Source organism: Serratia sp. BNK-12, assembly GCF_047456085.1.
GTDB lineage: Bacteria > Pseudomonadota > Gammaproteobacteria > Enterobacterales > Enterobacteriaceae > Serratia > Serratia liquefaciens.
Map to the genome: position 1 here is coordinate 2,960,268 of NZ_CP179896.1, position 15,014 is coordinate 2,975,281.

Consider the following 15,014-nt stretch of genomic DNA (forward strand, 5'->3'; position numbering starts at 1 on the left):
GGCAGAGATCATGACTGAACACGTAAAAAGCTATTATGCGGCTTCGGCCAACAACCACGCGCCCTACCCGCAGCTGAATGAATCCATTGAATGCGACGTCTGTATCGTCGGCGGCGGCTACACCGGTTTGTCATCGGCGCTGTTTCTGGTAGAGGCGGGGTACAACGTGGTGGTGCTGGAGTCTGCCCGCATCGGTTTCGGTGCCAGCGGACGTAACGGCGGGCAATTGGTGAACTCCTACAGCCGCGATATCGACGTCATTGAACAGCGTTATGGCGCCGAAAGCGCCCGTCTGCTCGGCAGCATGATGTTTGAAGGCGCAGAGATCATTCGCAGCCGTATCCAAAGGTACGCCATCGAATGTGACTATCGCCCTGGCGGCATCTTCGCCGCGCTGAACAACCGGCAATATCATGCGTTGATCGAACAAAAACAGCACTGGGAGCGCTACGGCAATACCCAGCTTGAATTGCTGGACGCCGAGCGTATCCGCCAGGAGGTCGATAGCGAGCGCTACGTCGGCGCGCTGCTGGATCACAGCGGCGGCCATATTCACCCACTGAATCTGGCGCTCGGTGAAGCCGAAGCCATTCGCCTGCAGGGTGGACGGATCTTCGAACAGTCTGCAGTCACCCACATCCGTCATGGCGAACCGGCAATCGTCAGCACCGCCAACGGCCAGGTGACAGCACGTTATGTGATTGTCGCCGGCAACGCTTATCTGGGTGATAAGCTGGAACCGCGGCTGGCGAAACGTAGCATGCCGTGCGGCACCCAGGTGGTGGCTACCGAACCACTGGCGCCGGAAGTGGCGCGATCGCTGATCCCACAAAATTACTGCGTCGAAGACTGTAACTACCTGCTCGATTATTACCGTATCACCGGCGATAACCGCCTGTTGTACGGCGGCGGCGTAGTGTATGGCGCCCGCGATCCGGACGATATCGACAATCTGATCCGGCCAAAACTGCTGAAAACCTTCCCGCAGCTCAAAGGCGTGCGTCTCGACTATCGCTGGACCGGTAATTTCCTGCTGACGCTGTCGCGCATGCCGCAGTTTGGTCGGCTGGAAAATAACGTGTATTACATGCAGGGCTACAGCGGCCACGGGGTGACCTGTACTCATTTGGCGGGCAAACTGATTGCCGAGCTGATGCGCGGCGATGCGGAAAGGTTCGATGCGTTTGCCAAGCTGCCGCACCTGCCGTTCTTCGGCGGTCGCAACCTGCAAATTCCTTTCACCGCGATTGGTGCAGCTTACTACCAGCTGCGGGATCGGATTGGGGTGTAACGCTATCGGGCCCGGTATACCACCGGGCCCGAAATTACCGCTTAAACAATCTTCGGCTGGCCGTCAGAGGCGGTCGCCCCGCCGTCTACCGGGATGTTGGCACCATTGATAAAACTGGCGTCGTCACTGGCCAGGAACGCCATTACTGCCGCCACCTCTTCCGGCTCCGCCGCTCGGCCTAACGCAATACGCTCGTTAAACTTGTCGCGGATCTCCTGTGGCCAGCCGTTGGTCATATTGGTTTTCACCAGGCTCGGACATACCGAGTTGACCCGCACACCGTCACCGCCATGATCCAACGCCATGGCACGCGTCAGGTTAACCACCGCCCCTTTCGCCGCGCAGTAGTACGCCGCGCCCCAGTCACCACCCAGCCCGGAAACCGACGCGGTGTTAACGATGCAGCCTTTGGTTTTCAGCAGATACGGCATGGCGAATTTGGAACAGAACACCACGCCATCGATATCCACCCCGGCAATGCGTCGCCAGTCGGCAACGCTGGTTTCCAATACGCTGCCGGCCACGTGCACGCCTGCGTTATTGAGCAGCACGTCGATGCGGCCTAATTTTTCGGCCACCTCATTCATCATTCTTTCAACCGCAACGTGGTCGGAAACGTCAATATGTACCGCCAGTGCCTTGCCTTTAGGCAGCGAAGCGGCAACTTTGTCCACCGCCTCCTTCGCCCAGTCAGCCAATACCACGGTAGCCCCTTCGGCAGAAAAACGACGCGCTGCCGCCTCTCCCATCCCATTGCCTGCACCGGTGATCACTACCACTTTATTGTCAAAACGCATGAGACCTCCTCCATGTGAATGTATTTCTATAAATCATACAAATCCTAATGGTTCGAGGATAAAACTCATGGACGACGAGTGACAGTCAAAATGTGCGGTTTATTAATCACAAAGAGGTATTCAGTGCGAATTCAATGCGCTAGGTCAGGCATTATCGGAATTAAGCCAAGCATTTGATAGGGTTAATAAAATTCATATCAGTGACTATTGCCAACGCGCATTATCACCTATCAATAAGTCCCGTACCGTCGCGTTAGTGCAGTTGGCGAGGTTCATTACTTCGCAATGGGGATCACCAACAGGTCAACGTTAAGGTTATTGATCGCCTGCCGGGCCGAAGATATCCATCTGCTCCAGATATCGTGATGATGGCCAAAGATAATCAGATCAATGCCTTTCTCTTTCGCCGCCCGGTTCAATTCTTCCGTCAGTTCGCCGCGGCTGATAATCACCTCTTCAACCGGGTAAGACGACTGATCCTTGATCGCATTCAGCATGTTTTTGACACGCTCCGAAAAAGTTCTGTCGGTGTAGTTGTATTCACCCACGCCCAGCTCAGCGTAATAGCCGCCACGGTGGATATCGATATAAATCAGGGATAGCCTGGCATTCAGTGCGCTTGCTAACTTGGCGCCTTTGCCGAGCAAAAATTCAGCGTCTTCGCTGAGATCGGTTGCCACAACGATATGATGATAAGCCATGATTACAGCCCTCCGCATTGCGCTGGTGAACAAAGTGGCGCTCCCTGCCAGGGCCTTTCCGCATGTTTGTTATGCTGTTTAAGTTTAGTTCAGCGCTGAAATAATCGCCTGCCCCTGGCCTTATTGTTCTTTTTATAGAACGATGCATCCTGAGTTAGCCCTCTAGTGGAATTTTCCTCTGGCCCTACACTGTTAACAAGCACTGAGATTAACCCTTGGTTAAACAAAGTTAATTGTTGTCTACGTCCCGACCACAGAGGAAAGAAAGATGAGCTCTCCAGCAAACTTTAATGGCCAGCGTCCTGTTATTGATGCCAATGACGCGGTGATGTTGTTGATTGACCACCAGAGCGGCCTGTTCCAAACCGTCGGCGATATGCCGATGACTGAACTGCGCGCTCGCGCTGGCGCACTGGCCAGTATCGCTACGCTAAGCAAATTGCCGGTCATTACCACGGCTTCCGTTCCACAGGGTCCTAACGGCCCCTTGATCCCAGAAATCCACCAAAATGCACCGCATGCGCAATATGTGGCGCGCAAAGGCGAAATCAACGCCTGGGATAATCCAGATTTTGTTGCGGCCGTAAAAGCGACCGGGCGTAAAACCCTGATTATCGCCGGAACCATCACCAGCGTTTGCATGGCCTTCCCGTCGATCAGCGCCGTGGCAGAGGGTTATAAGGTCTTTGCCGTTATCGACGCCTCCGGCACCTACTCTAAAATGGCGCAGGAGATTACTATGGCGCGAGTGGTGCAGGCCGGAGTGGTACCGATCGATACCGCTGGCGTGGCCTCTGAACTGCAGGGCAGTTGGAACCGCGAGGATGCACAGCAATGGGCTGAGGTTTACACCAAAATCTTCCCGGCATATCAGTTGCTGATTGAAAGCTATGTTAAAGCTCAGGACGTGGTGAAGAATAACGAAGTGCTGGATTCCCAGCGCAGCTAACGGTCACGTCAGGCTGGCCTGCTTCATTCTGGGCCAGCCTGTTTACCGGGGCAACAGGCATAAAAAAACCCGGCTTTCGGCCAGGTCATCAATGTTTGTCGGTTACTTTCCCGACCGTCATGTTATGGCGTAAGCGTCCATCGAACACTCCAACCTTACGCAGCCTAAGCACAACTTTTTCACAACAGAAAAATAGACTGGATCGGACTTATAACTTTATGGGCCAATCTTCTTTTCTGTTGCCAATAACTTCGGTTATTGAAAATGGTGAAGCTAATTATTTTAGATAAACTCCGGGTAATCCCGGAGTTTATTCAGGCAATTATTTTATTTCTCATCTGCTCCGGCTTAAACCATCATCGCTATCGCAAGAAATAAAGCACTACCTTGAAATTATAAAACGACTACGTTGCCTGCAGACGGGCCTTTCATACCGTTTTCGACAGTGAACTCAACGCGCTGACCTTCATCAAGCGTTTTGAAATCATTGCTTTGGATAGCGGAGAAGTGTACGAACACGTCTTTGCTACCGTCTTCCGGAGAGATAAAACCAAAACCTTTACCTGCATCAAACCATTTTACCAAACCAGTCATTTTATTAGACATAGATATTTCCTTTATATTTTTGAGACGCCATAAGGCGATAGAGGTCTGTTTTTATTGGAAACTTATTGGGCACTAGAGAAGGAAATTCGCGGGAGAAGAGCTATCTATGGGATATCACTAATACTGAGAACTGCTTTACTAAAACTGCTTTCATAAGGTCTGTACTACAAACCGATGACGCTATTTACACATAGCTAGATTATTTAAGCAAGGAATATTTAACATTATATTTATACGCCCTGCTTATTATTTCCCAGATTCTGCAGCCCCACCCCCGCCCAGCAAGGCCTGATTGCCCTTTGCGGGATCGTCGCCTTAGCCGATAATGGCAATGCCCAGGCGTTCCATTAGCTGGAACACCTGGTAACTGTCCAACTTCACGCCCTGCAGATCGGTTCCGCGCAGATCCAACTCACCCAGTTCAGAGTTGGTCAGATCACAATGGGTAAAGTTGGCAGCACGCCAGTCGAAGGAGGAAAACTCGCCGCCGGACAGATCTGAACCGCTAAAGGTCGCACCGAGAATTTGCGCGCTGTTCCAGCGATTTTCCCACAGCTCACACTTTTCCAGCACCACTTTGGAAAAGTTGGCGTAACTCAGGTTGCTTTTGGTGATGTAGGCACTGCAAAACCAGGTGCGCGAGGTAATCATGTTCATAAAGCTGGCACCGCGGAAGTCTGCGCCCTGAGCCCGGCACTCACGAATTTCGATGCCTAAAGCATTGGCATGTCTAAAATCAGCCATCGACAGATCGCAATTCTTGAAGCTGGCGTCCTTGAGCACGGCGCGGCTGAAGTTACCGCCCTGTTGACTCTCGCGGTCGTAAAACTGGCAGTCGATAAATTCGGTGCCGGTCAGGTCGGCGCCAGAGAAATCGCAGTGAATAAAGCTGCCATTTTCGACTTTCTCACCGGTAAACCGGTTACGAGCAATCTTTTCACCCTTCAGAGCCAGCACCATTCCATTCACCTGTTTATTCGTACAGTCAATGGCGCAGTATAATCCTATTTACATGACAGATTAAACCGCTTTAACGGGGTTTATCTGCCTCTGAGCACGAAAAAATAATCCGTGGAATAGGTGAGTTTTAAGCCTGTTTGACCTGGATCCGGTTCATATTCAAACCGGCGTTCTGCGCCTGCACCACTCCTTGTTCAATCAGGGCATACAATCGGAAATTCAAAAAGGTATCCCCCACCGGATAAGGTGAATTTACCATCGCATCACCGACCACCCGGGAACCCTGGGTATAGTCATTCGGGCAAGCATCTAACAACGGACGGTCATGGAAATCGAGCGCTTGCCCCTGCACGCGGTTTTCCGCAAAAATCCGTACCAGTGAGTTTTCCGCCAACAGGCGATGCCAATCGGCAATCAGCCTGGCTTTATCTTTCGGAGACAGCTCGCGCCGCAAGATCCACAGTGGTTCCAGCATTTCTGCCGGGCACCAGTTGGTGGCAACCCGCCCGGTGTGTTCGGTTACGTTAACCACGAAAACGCGACGTTCCCCCAGCAACGGCAACAGTGCGCGCAGCATCAGTTGCTCGTCGGGATTAGCACCAGCCCACAACGTCACTTGCCCGCTTACAGCAGCGAGTTGCGTTTTTAACGTGGTCATCGCCAGCGGCAGCGCTTCAGAGGTATCCCACTCGGGAGCATGAACAGATTGGTGCAGATCGCGCAACCAGCGGCATCGGGCTTGCAGGGCCAGATCATCATCCAGCCCATACAGCGGCCCAAACGATAGGCTATCGGCAAAATCCAGTACGTTTTCTCCCGGGTAGGCCAACCGCACGCAGCCACCCGACAGTGCGATATGCACATCCTTCATCAATGCTTCTCCTTCGCTATTGCTTAAGTCAATCCTGGGCTGAATTTTGCCCCCTTTCCCCCTGCATCACCAGGCAAATAATCTGATTTTTTGCGTTTAAGCGACATAAAAAAACCGCCCTTGGGCGGTTGATGATAAGCATGAAGATTTACTTCAGCGCTTCCTGAATGGCATCGGCCAACGGGCCAACGTGCTTTTCAGCGGCCTTAAGCTGGAAGTCTACACCGTTGCCGTCGTTAGTGTCAGACAGCGTCGCCTTGATCAACTCCAGTGCCGCTTGCACTGCCACCAGCCTTTTATGCTGTTCGTCCGTGATAGGTTTGGAACTCATGGTGGCCGGGTAATATTGCTCTAACATCGTTCTCTCCTTGTGATTACGCTAACAAGTAACTTAACAGAATTTAAAGTTTTATCTAATGAAGCGAACCACAGAATCCCCCATTGCCGCTGAGGATAAGTTGCCGGTACATCGATATGGCAGAAAAATACGCCAGTCGAGATGATTAGCGGAACGCCACCCAACTGGCATCGGCATCTGCGGAGCGCACGCAGTTTTCCACCCAGCGTACCCCCATCGCGCCGGCATGCACGTCGGGGTACCAAAAACCAGCCAGAAACGCCTCGTCTCGCCGGTCGGTGGCGTCCATCGCCAACGCAAAGCGCCGGTAAAGATTCGACCAGGCTTCGAACAGCCCTTCGGAATGACCGCCGCCGATGCGATCCTCCGCCAATGCCATAGGATCGAGGTAGGACATACCACGCTCCAGAATACGCACCGGCTCGCCCTGCACTTCAAAGCGCAGTTGGTTAGGCTGTTCGTCCCACCATTCCAGGCTGGCCTTTTCCCCCACAATACGCACCTTTTGGCCATGCATAGAACCGCTGTTAACTGCCGAACACCACATTGAACCGACAGCGCCATTATCGTACTCCATCAGTACATAGGCATTGTCTTCCAGCGGCGCACGAGTTTTGACAAAGCTCTGGCGGCTGCACATCAACCGTTTGATCTTCAACTGCGGCACCATGGTTTCCGCCAGGAATAACGGGTGGGTGGCTAAATCACCCAATACATAGCTGGGGCCGACAAAACGCGGGTCCACCCGCCAACGCGTGCTGGGATTGTCCAGTTCCACCGGCGCGGCATGGAACCCGTGAGAGAACTGCATGTTGATGATACGGATCTCACCCAGTTGGCCATCGGCAATCATCTGACGCGCCTGAAGGATCAGTTGATGCCCGGCATAGCCGTAGGTAACACCGATAATTTTATGCTGCCTTTGGCTCAGTTCCACCAGTGCTTGCGCCTCCTGCGTGGTGAAACACAGGGGTTTTTCGCACACCACGTGCAGGCCGGCTTCCAGCGCTGCCTGGCAAATAGCGAAATGGGTATTGTTTGGCGTAGCGATGGAAACCGCCTCTATGCCGTCCGCCCTGGCGGCTTCTTCACGGAATAACGTGGCGTAATCCGGATAACAGCGCTCCGCTGCCACGCCCAGGCTTTGCCCAAAGCTGCGCCCGCGCGATGCGTCAATGTCAAACGCGCCGGCCAGTAGGGTGAAAGTGCCGTCGCGCAATGCCGCAGAACGATGGATATAACCGATCTGACTGGTACCCCCGCCGCCGACCATGCCCCACCGCAGAGATCTTTCCAGAGGTTTAATACCGTTAATCATCTCGTTGCTCCTGATTAAAAACCGACGCTGCGTAAATAAGTAAGGCTATCCGTTACGTCGCGCAGGCTGCCTTGCGCCTGACGCGGATCCCGTTCCTGCTCAATGGTGATCCACCCCTGATAGCCGCGCGCAGACAATAAGTCGCGCACGGCAGGGTAATCAATCGCTCCCTTCCCCAGCGGGCACATAACCCCTTGCGCGCAGGCGGTAAAGAAATCCAAACCACGCGCCAACACATTGCGGAACACCTGCGGGTTAACGTCTTTGAAATGCAGATAATCAATCCGGGAGAAGTAGCGCTCGAGCCAGGTGAGCGGATCCATGCCGGAGTAGTACAGATGTCCGGTATCCAGACACAACCCCGCAGTGTGGTGCGGGATCTGCGCGGCCAGCAGTTCGATTTCATCAGCGAACTCAATACAACCTCCGGCGTGCGGGTGTACCACCGGTCGTACCCCATATTCCTGCCAGGCAATCTCGCTAACGGCAATAATGTGGCCGATCATCCTGTTCCAATCGGCTGTATCCAGCCGCGGTGCCTGCATTGATTGCCCGGCAAACCTGGCCCGTTGCGGATTGCCGAAGTCGATAATCACCAGATACGGCGGTGAAAAATGGCCCTCGCAAATGGGTTGCGCCTGGGGCGCCTGCGAGAGGTTGCGGCATATGTTGTGGGTCAGTGCCAGTATGTGCTCGAAGTTATGCTCGCTGACCAAATCATCAAAAATGGTGCCCCCCACCAGCGACAACGAATGCCGTTGCAACTCTGCGGTCAGAGTTGCGGCATCGGTGGGCAGATAGCTCCAGGGCCCCAATTCAATGCTGTGATAACCTGCTGCGCTCGCTTCCTGCAGCACTTTGCTATAAGGCGGTAGGTCAGGATTTTTAGGATCATCCACTCCCCAGCTGCAGGGAGCGTTGGCAATAGGCAAAGTCATTTTTCAGTCCGTCTCTTGGTGTTGTGTAGCGCCAGTATCAAACGAAAATTTCGAAACGGACAATGATGGAATTTTCATTTTTTGATGGCGATCGCGTTATTTTTGATAGATCAAATGATGTTTTTCTATCAAACATAGACAGGCCGTGACTTCACGGGAGCACGGTATTTTTAGCGAGGGAATTGGCTCCCATGCCGGGAGCCGATAATCAGATATTTTCTTTGGTGATCAGATCAAAACGGTTGATGCAGTGGGTAAACCCGGAAGCGTCGCCGCTGGCGGCAGAAATAAAGGTGTTGACGATCGAGGCGGCGAATTCCTGGATCCTGTGCCTCAACATCAGGTCCAAAGTGCCGTCAATCAACGCCATCTCGCCCCCCTCAACCGGGCCATGGCAAATCAGCATGACCTCATGCTGCCTGCCGCTCTCGCGCAATGCGGCAATGATTCCCTCCACGCCGCCGCAGGGGGCATACAGAGCGACCAGGTTCGGATGCTGCTCCAGCAGAGTATGAGTCACTTGCCTGGCACTTTCGGCCTGTTCATGACTGCGGACCGGCTCAAGCACCCGCTGCGTACTTAAATGCTCACGCAGATAAGAACGGAAGCTGCTTTCACAGGTTTCCTGACACTGAAAGCGGTTGTCACCGATGATCACCCCCACTTCGCCCTGCCGCCGGCACAGGCGCTCCACTGCCCAGGCGGCCGTACGGCCGGCCTGCTGATTATCCAGCCCGATATAACCGGCGCGGCAGTGTACCGACAGATCGGACAGCAGCGTGAACACCTTCACGCCCTGGCGAGTGGCTTCTTCAACCGCATAGCGGATCATCGGATTATCCAGCGCCAACACCCCGATAACATCCACGCTCTGGCTTAACTGCGTAATGGCGGCGGCGGTGTCGCTGACCGCGCTAATATCATGAAAAATAAATTGCGGCGGACTCTCGCGATCGTGATAAGGCATAGCCTGCTCCAGCAAGCTTTCCGCCAGCTGCGAGTAGAATGAATGCTCCTTTTTCAGCAGGATAAAACCCATTTTGAGGCGCACGGCAGGCTGTCTGGCGGCTTCAAACAGCCGGTGGGATTTCTCCAGCGCAAACCCCAGCTTTTGTGCCGCGGCTATGACTTTACGCTCGGTTTCCGGCCGCACCGGCGCGCGTTGGTTGATCACTCGATCGACCGTAGCGACACCGACGTGCGCCTCTCTGGCGATAGCTGCCAGCGTCGTTTTTTTGCCCGCCATAATCATTCCCATCACTGTTTTGATAGAAACTATCATGGCAGGCAGGTTAAAAGAAAGCCGATGCGGGATTTGTGTGATCGGGCGCGTTAATCACCCAGCGCGGAGGGAAGCCTCAACGGTAAACGGAGAATTTCTTCGTCAGCGGCTTAAGTTGTTCGCTATCCCCGTACAGCGCCACCCCAACGAACTCCAGCTTGTCATACTCGGTATTGGCGGTATCGGCAATTTGTTGCTCTGCGGAATGGGACAGCATGGTGGTGGTAAAGAAGTTGGCTAACACCCCTTCCTCCTTGCATTTGAGCATCAGATTGCTGAGCTGGCTGCTGTTTTTCGCCTGCAGGATCACGATCGGATAATGACTCATATTGGCGCTTACGCCTTCAATAGCGCTGGGATAATGGTCGAATTCACGCTGTTCGATCAGATCGGCAATGCCAGCGGTTAAATGGCAGGAAGCGTTAAATAAGGTGGCCGGTTCGTGGTTGCGGTTCAGGATGATATAGAACTTTTTCTCGTTGTCGCTGTACATCTTTTTCTCCTTGAATAGGGGCTCCAGTGTTATTCAGACGCGCAATCGCCTTCAATGATATTGATCATTGGCAAGCTACTTCCCGAGCGGCCAAGTCGTAGCCAGGCAGATTGCAGACATTGTTGCGAATGAATATCATATGCATCTTAGCAACAGGAGGTTGCCATGAAAATATATTGGTCGCGACGCCAAATCCCAGAGCTGCAGACACTACCCCGCAGGATACGCAATCGTAATTACCGCGATGCCTATTTTAGAACTTTTCGCCATTGGGAGGGCTGGGCTGGTTTGATGATCTACATCGCGTTGATTTGGCTATTTCTTCACGTATCCCATTTTATTTACCCACATGTCGAGGGCGAAATGGGGCGTTTGCTGCAGATCCTGGTCACAGTCACGATCCCCGTCTTTATATGGAGCCAGATATCAATCCATCTGATGCGGAAATACTATCGGCATCTTCTTATACGCAGTACCTAAGCCAAGGCCATTCCCCGGCTTAAAGACGTGCCCCGATAAACAGCGGCTCTGCGATGGTGTACCAACGTTTCCAGTGCGATTGCGCAATTAAGCTCGAAATATGCGGTTGCGCCAAAAAACAGAGCAATAATTGAACTGCTACTAGTCGCGCCCAGGCGCATAGTCTGGTCTTTGTCGTCGCTGGAGACCGCCATGTCCGCCATCAAACCTGAAACGCTGAACGCAACCCTCGATACCCCGACCACTCACTGGCCGGCTATCGCCAATGTGGTGCTCGCCGGTATTGCCGTTGCCCTGCACGTGGGTAAAGCGACTATTGCCTTACCTGAGCTGCAACGCGAATTCGGCCGTTCGCTGGAGTCGCTGAGCTGGATCATTTCGGCCTTTCCCTTTATCGGCGTGTTTGGTGGCATCGCCGCCGGCCTGCTGGTGCGCCGTTGGGGCGACCGGCGTTTGTTGGGGCTGGGATTGGTGATCGTCAGCATAGCCAGCTTCGTTGGCGCGGCTCAACACAACTTCATCGGTTTGATCGTCACCCGCGCGATTGAAGGGATAGGCTTCGTTATCGTCGTGGTCTCAGCGCCAACCGTGCTCACACGCGTGGTTTCAGCGCAAAAACGTAATCTGGTCTTCAGTATTTGGAGCACCTTTATGCCGGCGGGCATGGCCATTTCGCTGTTTTTCGGCCCGCATTTTAGCAACTGGCAACAAAGCTGGATCGCCGGCGGTATCCTCACCCTGCTGGCCGCGCTGCTGCTGCCATTCACCACTCCGCGAGCCGCTGTCACCACGTCTTCCGCTGTTGCCTTGAAACTGCGTCAGGCGTTGGTCAGCATCCTGCGCGCACGGCAGCCCCTGCTGCTGGCCTTGATATTTACTACCTATAACCTGCAGTTCTTCGCCGTGATGGCCTTTCTGCCGATTTTCCTGATGCAGCGTATAGGGCTGACGCTGGCTGTCGCCGGTGGGATCAGCGCGGCGGTGATAGCCGTCAATATCCTCGGCAATCTTGCCGCTGGGGTACTGCTTTCGCGCGGCCTGCGGGCTCGAAATCTGCTGGCCGTTGTCAGCCTGCTGATGGGGCTTGCCGGTACCGGCGTTTTCCTGTCCGTTACACCAAACGCTTTACTGATCCCACTGTGCTTAGTGTTTAGCGCCATTGGCGGCATGATGCCCGCCACCATTCTGGCCGCCACTCCGGCGGCGGCGCCAGAACCGGGTTTGATCCCGTTGAGCCTGGGGCTGGTGATGCAAGGCATTTATCTCGGTCAGGTGATCGGCCCCATCGTACTGAGTGCGCTTGTCGCCTATGCCGGTTGGTCCGCTCCCGCGGGTATGGTGCTGGCCGCCGCGCTGTTGGGCAGTATCCTGGCACTGGCGCTCGCATCGAAAACCAGAGCCTAGGCAATGCATGCCCTGCCACCACCTCATCAGCTTAATGTCCTCATAACATGAGGCACTATTAGTAAATTCTATTAACTGTTCACCGATAAAATCCGCTACCTGTTAACCGTTTGTGATGATAGGGTTTATTCTTCAAGAAGTGTCAATGCCGGTGAATACCGAGATCCACCGGCAAAATCTATCATCTGAGGGACGGGTATGATGTCTAAAGGTATTTCAAAGGGATTCTTTCTTCTGATCCTTTTTATCGTTACCGCTGCTTTTATGGACGTCTTGGGTCCCTACTACTCATCTGTGCTGTGGGCTATCATCCTGGCGGTGATTTTCCACCCTGTGAAACAAAAACTTAAACAGTATCTGGGCGACCGAAACGGCCTGGTTTCTTTGATAACGCTCGCGGTGATCTGTTTGATCGTCTTTACGCCGTTGGCGATCATCGCTTCTTCATTGGCGATTGAACTGAACGTCGTTTACACCAAGCTGCAGACCAATAACACGCAGTTCCCGGTTATTGTTGCCGACACCCTGAAATTGCTCCCCGGATGGGCACGGCATTTTCTGGCGGAACATAATCTGGATAGCGCCGCGGAAATACAGAAACAGCTTTCCGAAGTGGCACTCAAGGGCGGCCAATACCTGGCCGGCAGCGTCTTTTTGATTGGTAAAGGCACCTTCAACTTCGCCGTGGGTTTTGGCGTCATGCTGTATCTGCTGTTCTTCCTGCTCAAAGACGGCCCATACCTGGTCAATCTGACGCTCGAAGCCCTGCCGTTATCCCAGCACGTTAAACACCATTTGTTTGTGAAATTCGCTGCCGTGTCGCGCGCGACGGTGAAAGGCACGGTGGTCGTGGCCGTGGTGCAAGGTGCGCTTGGCGGTCTGGCATTTTACTTCACCGGGATCGACGGCAGCCTGCTGTGGGGCGCGTTGATGGCATTCCTGTCCATCATCCCTGCGGTGGGTTCCGCCATTATCTGGGTACCGGCAGCCATCTATTTCTTCGCCACCGGCATGCTGTGGAAAGGCCTGTTCCTGGTCGGTTTCTTCGTGGTGATCATCGGATTGGTCGACAATATTCTTCGCCCGCTGTTGGTCGGCAAAGACACCAAAATGCCGGACTACCTGATCCTGATTTCAACCCTGGGCGGCATGGAGATTTACGGTATCAACGGCTTCGTTATCGGCCCATTGATCGCCGCCCTGTTCATCGCCTGCTGGAATATTCTTTCCGGCCGCGACAGTGCAGAAACCACCGATGAGATCGACGAAGATTTTATCGAGGAAGGCAAGAATCACCCAGACGCCACCAAGGCGGAGTGAAAAAGTATTCTCTGTTAAAGGGCATTAGAAACTGCAACGCAAAACGGGAACCATGGGGTTCCCGTTTTTTATCTCTTCATATCCCTTCCCTGGGCGATCGCTCCGTTTACCTTAGCATTAATTAATAAGTCATAAACGATGCAACTTTCTATTCTGTCATTTACAGAATCCGTTAGGCCGTTGCCTGCGATTAAATATTCATACCCAGCAACCAATGCATTAACCCTTCATTTTGAGTGGGTAATTCATTTATACTCTATTTCCTGAAAAATAAAAATTCACAACATTATGATAAAAAAATTAACAAATTTAGCTTCTGGGTGGAAGCCAGGCACGGCAGCCGACTACAAGAAATGTTTTGATTTATATGGCGGGAATTTTATCACTCACCCCGAAGTATTGGCCTTCCTGCATAGCAGGCTCGATTGCCGCCCGCACTACTCTATCAAGAGAAATAGCAATGGTACTTTACTGGGTGCATTTTGCTCTTGGCGAAACAGCAACTTTGCCTGTGATGGCAAGACGGCGAAAGCGATAAAGCTCGGGCATTATCAGTTCAACAAAGATGAAATAACGCTCCCATTTCATCCTAAGCTCAGAATTGCATTGCCCTTTAAAACGAAAATACTCTCCTCTTTAAATAGAAGAAATGTTCTAAACTCAAGCTTCAAGCTAAACAGTCATCGCGCTGTTTGCCTGGCAAAAGGTTGTGGTAAAGACGGATTCTCTTCATCGACGAAAAACAGCAGAAAAAGAGAGCTAAACAAATTTATCAAGGCCGGTGGTGAAATTTTCGACCAAAGTCATTTTCCCCCACAGGAGCTCATCACAATATACTTCGATCTGTTTGAAAAACGCTGGGGGCACCGGCCGAGCCATTTTCTAGAAACCGTAGATATGTTTACATCCTTGCGGCAATTTCTCTTTGGCCATATTTTATTTCTAGCCGGAGAGCCGTGCGCATTTCAGCTCATAACCAAAGCAGAAAGCCCTAAATGGATTAATTTTGATTATGTTAATGGCGGATATGACCAGCGTCATGACTCATTTTGCCCAGGGACCATCGTCACCTGGCTAAATGTCAAATCCGCTTATGAGCTGTGCGAAGCCGTGGGAAAAACCATGCGTTACTCGTTTGGCAAACCGACCGCGGGTTATAAAGACCGTTGGTGTTATCAGGATCCGCTTGGCCGGGTGTTATCCCTTTAAATTACCATCCATAAAAAACGGGAACCATCAGGCTCCC

15 protein-coding genes are annotated in these 15,014 nt (G+C 52.8%); 5 read left to right on the top strand and 10 right to left on the bottom strand.

Features of this window, described 5'->3' with window-relative positions; translation table 11 throughout:
• The first annotated feature begins 10 nt into the window (after positions 1-10).
• On the top strand, positions 11-1,291 hold the full coding sequence (locus ACMGG1_RS13615) for an NAD(P)/FAD-dependent oxidoreductase (RefSeq protein WP_020826498.1): 1,281 nt from the start codon (positions 11-13) through the stop codon (positions 1,289-1,291).
• Positions 1,292-1,332: 41 nt separating this feature from the next.
• Here ACMGG1_RS13615 and ACMGG1_RS13620 read toward each other — a convergent pair whose 3' ends face one another.
• Entirely contained in the window at positions 1,333-2,088 is a 756-nt protein-coding gene (locus tag ACMGG1_RS13620; RefSeq protein ID WP_128864304.1) for an SDR family NAD(P)-dependent oxidoreductase, read from the bottom strand.
• Between the two features lie 275 nt (positions 2,089-2,363).
• Positions 2,364-2,789, bottom strand: a complete 426-nt coding sequence (locus tag ACMGG1_RS13625; protein WP_020826496.1) for a universal stress protein — start codon at positions 2,787-2,789, stop codon at positions 2,364-2,366.
• 268 nt (positions 2,790-3,057) lie between these two features.
• Here ACMGG1_RS13625 and ACMGG1_RS13630 point away from each other — a divergent pair, with 268 nt between their 5' ends.
• Positions 3,058-3,738, top strand: coding sequence for a hydrolase (locus ACMGG1_RS13630; RefSeq protein ID WP_259217028.1), 681 nt, complete (start codon positions 3,058-3,060; stop codon positions 3,736-3,738).
• 393 nt (positions 3,739-4,131) lie between these two features.
• On the opposite strand, the gene cspA is transcribed toward ACMGG1_RS13630, so the two are convergent.
• From cspA to ACMGG1_RS13670, 8 genes are all read right to left on the bottom strand, one after another.
• On the bottom strand, positions 4,132-4,344 hold the full coding sequence (gene cspA / locus ACMGG1_RS13635) for an RNA chaperone/antiterminator CspA (RefSeq protein WP_020826494.1): 213 nt from the start codon (positions 4,342-4,344) through the stop codon (positions 4,132-4,134).
• Between the two features lie 315 nt (positions 4,345-4,659).
• The gene (locus ACMGG1_RS13640; RefSeq protein WP_142815386.1) at positions 4,660-5,304 is read right to left on the bottom strand and encodes a Qnr family pentapeptide repeat protein; all 645 of its coding nucleotides are present in this window, start codon (positions 5,302-5,304) and stop codon (positions 4,660-4,662) included.
• A 127-nt stretch (positions 5,305-5,431) separates the two neighbouring features.
• Positions 5,432-6,175 carry a DUF3658 domain-containing protein gene (locus ACMGG1_RS13645; RefSeq protein WP_414160738.1) on the bottom strand — a complete coding sequence of 248 codons (744 nt, stop codon included), beginning with the start codon at positions 6,173-6,175 and terminating at the stop codon, positions 5,432-5,434.
• A gap of 148 nt (positions 6,176-6,323) precedes the next feature.
• The gene (locus tag ACMGG1_RS13650) at positions 6,324-6,533 is read right to left on the bottom strand and encodes a hypothetical protein (protein WP_020826491.1); all 210 of its coding nucleotides are present in this window, start codon (positions 6,531-6,533) and stop codon (positions 6,324-6,326) included.
• 145 nt (positions 6,534-6,678) lie between these two features.
• The gene (locus tag ACMGG1_RS13655; RefSeq protein WP_116690683.1) at positions 6,679-7,851 is read right to left on the bottom strand and encodes a Gfo/Idh/MocA family protein; all 1,173 of its coding nucleotides are present in this window, start codon (positions 7,849-7,851) and stop codon (positions 6,679-6,681) included.
• Positions 7,852-7,865: 14 nt separating this feature from the next.
• The gene (locus ACMGG1_RS13660) at positions 7,866-8,789 is read right to left on the bottom strand and encodes a TIM barrel protein (RefSeq protein WP_128864299.1); all 924 of its coding nucleotides are present in this window, start codon (positions 8,787-8,789) and stop codon (positions 7,866-7,868) included.
• A gap of 208 nt (positions 8,790-8,997) precedes the next feature.
• The gene (locus ACMGG1_RS13665) at positions 8,998-10,035 is read right to left on the bottom strand and encodes a LacI family DNA-binding transcriptional regulator (protein ID WP_128864298.1); all 1,038 of its coding nucleotides are present in this window, start codon (positions 10,033-10,035) and stop codon (positions 8,998-9,000) included.
• A gap of 112 nt (positions 10,036-10,147) precedes the next feature.
• Positions 10,148-10,564: a DUF2000 domain-containing protein gene (locus ACMGG1_RS13670; RefSeq protein WP_130015598.1), complete on the bottom strand. Its 417-nt coding sequence runs from the start codon at positions 10,562-10,564 to the stop codon at positions 10,148-10,150.
• Between the two features lie 672 nt (positions 10,565-11,236).
• On the opposite strand from ACMGG1_RS13670, the gene ACMGG1_RS13675 reads away from it, so the two are divergent.
• The 3 genes from ACMGG1_RS13675 to ACMGG1_RS13685 all read left to right on the top strand — a co-directional run bounded on the left by ACMGG1_RS13675 (position 11,237) and on the right by ACMGG1_RS13685 (position 14,977).
• Positions 11,237-12,448 (top strand): CynX/NimT family MFS transporter, encoded by a 1,212-nt coding sequence (locus tag ACMGG1_RS13675; protein WP_122078836.1) that lies wholly within the window; start codon positions 11,237-11,239, stop codon positions 12,446-12,448.
• 198 nt (positions 12,449-12,646) lie between these two features.
• Positions 12,647-13,768 (top strand): AI-2E family transporter, encoded by a 1,122-nt coding sequence (locus ACMGG1_RS13680; RefSeq protein WP_020826483.1) that lies wholly within the window; start codon positions 12,647-12,649, stop codon positions 13,766-13,768.
• A 288-nt stretch (positions 13,769-14,056) separates the two neighbouring features.
• On the top strand, positions 14,057-14,977 hold the full coding sequence (locus tag ACMGG1_RS13685; RefSeq protein WP_122078833.1) for a GNAT family N-acetyltransferase: 921 nt from the start codon (positions 14,057-14,059) through the stop codon (positions 14,975-14,977).
• Positions 14,978-15,014: the final 37 nt, after the last annotated feature.

Excerpts from the sequence above, each read along its gene's own strand:
- ACMGG1_RS13615 (WP_020826498.1), top strand. The coding sequence starts at position 11 with ATGACTGAACACGTAAAAAGCTATTATGCGGCTTCGGCCAACAACCAC.
- ACMGG1_RS13620 (WP_128864304.1), bottom strand. The coding sequence starts at position 2,088 with ATGCGTTTTGACAATAAAGTGGTAGTGATCACCGGTGCAGGCAATGGG.
- ACMGG1_RS13625 (WP_020826496.1), bottom strand. The coding sequence starts at position 2,789 with ATGGCTTATCATCATATCGTTGTGGCAACCGATCTCAGCGAAGACGCT.
- ACMGG1_RS13630 (WP_259217028.1), top strand. The coding sequence starts at position 3,058 with ATGAGCTCTCCAGCAAACTTTAATGGCCAGCGTCCTGTTATTGATGCC.
- cspA (WP_020826494.1), bottom strand. The coding sequence starts at position 4,344 with ATGTCTAATAAAATGACTGGTTTGGTAAAATGGTTTGATGCAGGTAAA.
- ACMGG1_RS13640 (WP_142815386.1), bottom strand. The coding sequence starts at position 5,304 with ATGGTGCTGGCTCTGAAGGGTGAAAAGATTGCTCGTAACCGGTTTACC.
- ACMGG1_RS13645 (WP_414160738.1), bottom strand. The coding sequence starts at position 6,175 with ATGAAGGATGTGCATATCGCACTGTCGGGTGGCTGCGTGCGGTTGGCC.
- ACMGG1_RS13650 (WP_020826491.1), bottom strand. The coding sequence starts at position 6,533 with ATGTTAGAGCAATATTACCCGGCCACCATGAGTTCCAAACCTATCACG.
- ACMGG1_RS13655 (WP_116690683.1), bottom strand. The coding sequence starts at position 7,851 with ATGATTAACGGTATTAAACCTCTGGAAAGATCTCTGCGGTGGGGCATG.
- ACMGG1_RS13660 (WP_128864299.1), bottom strand. The coding sequence starts at position 8,789 with ATGACTTTGCCTATTGCCAACGCTCCCTGCAGCTGGGGAGTGGATGAT.
- ACMGG1_RS13665 (WP_128864298.1), bottom strand. The coding sequence starts at position 10,035 with ATGGCGGGCAAAAAAACGACGCTGGCAGCTATCGCCAGAGAGGCGCAC.
- ACMGG1_RS13670 (WP_130015598.1), bottom strand. The coding sequence starts at position 10,564 with ATGTACAGCGACAACGAGAAAAAGTTCTATATCATCCTGAACCGCAAC.
- ACMGG1_RS13675 (WP_122078836.1), top strand. The coding sequence starts at position 11,237 with ATGTCCGCCATCAAACCTGAAACGCTGAACGCAACCCTCGATACCCCG.
- ACMGG1_RS13680 (WP_020826483.1), top strand. The coding sequence starts at position 12,647 with ATGATGTCTAAAGGTATTTCAAAGGGATTCTTTCTTCTGATCCTTTTT.
- ACMGG1_RS13685 (WP_122078833.1), top strand. The coding sequence starts at position 14,057 with ATGATAAAAAAATTAACAAATTTAGCTTCTGGGTGGAAGCCAGGCACG.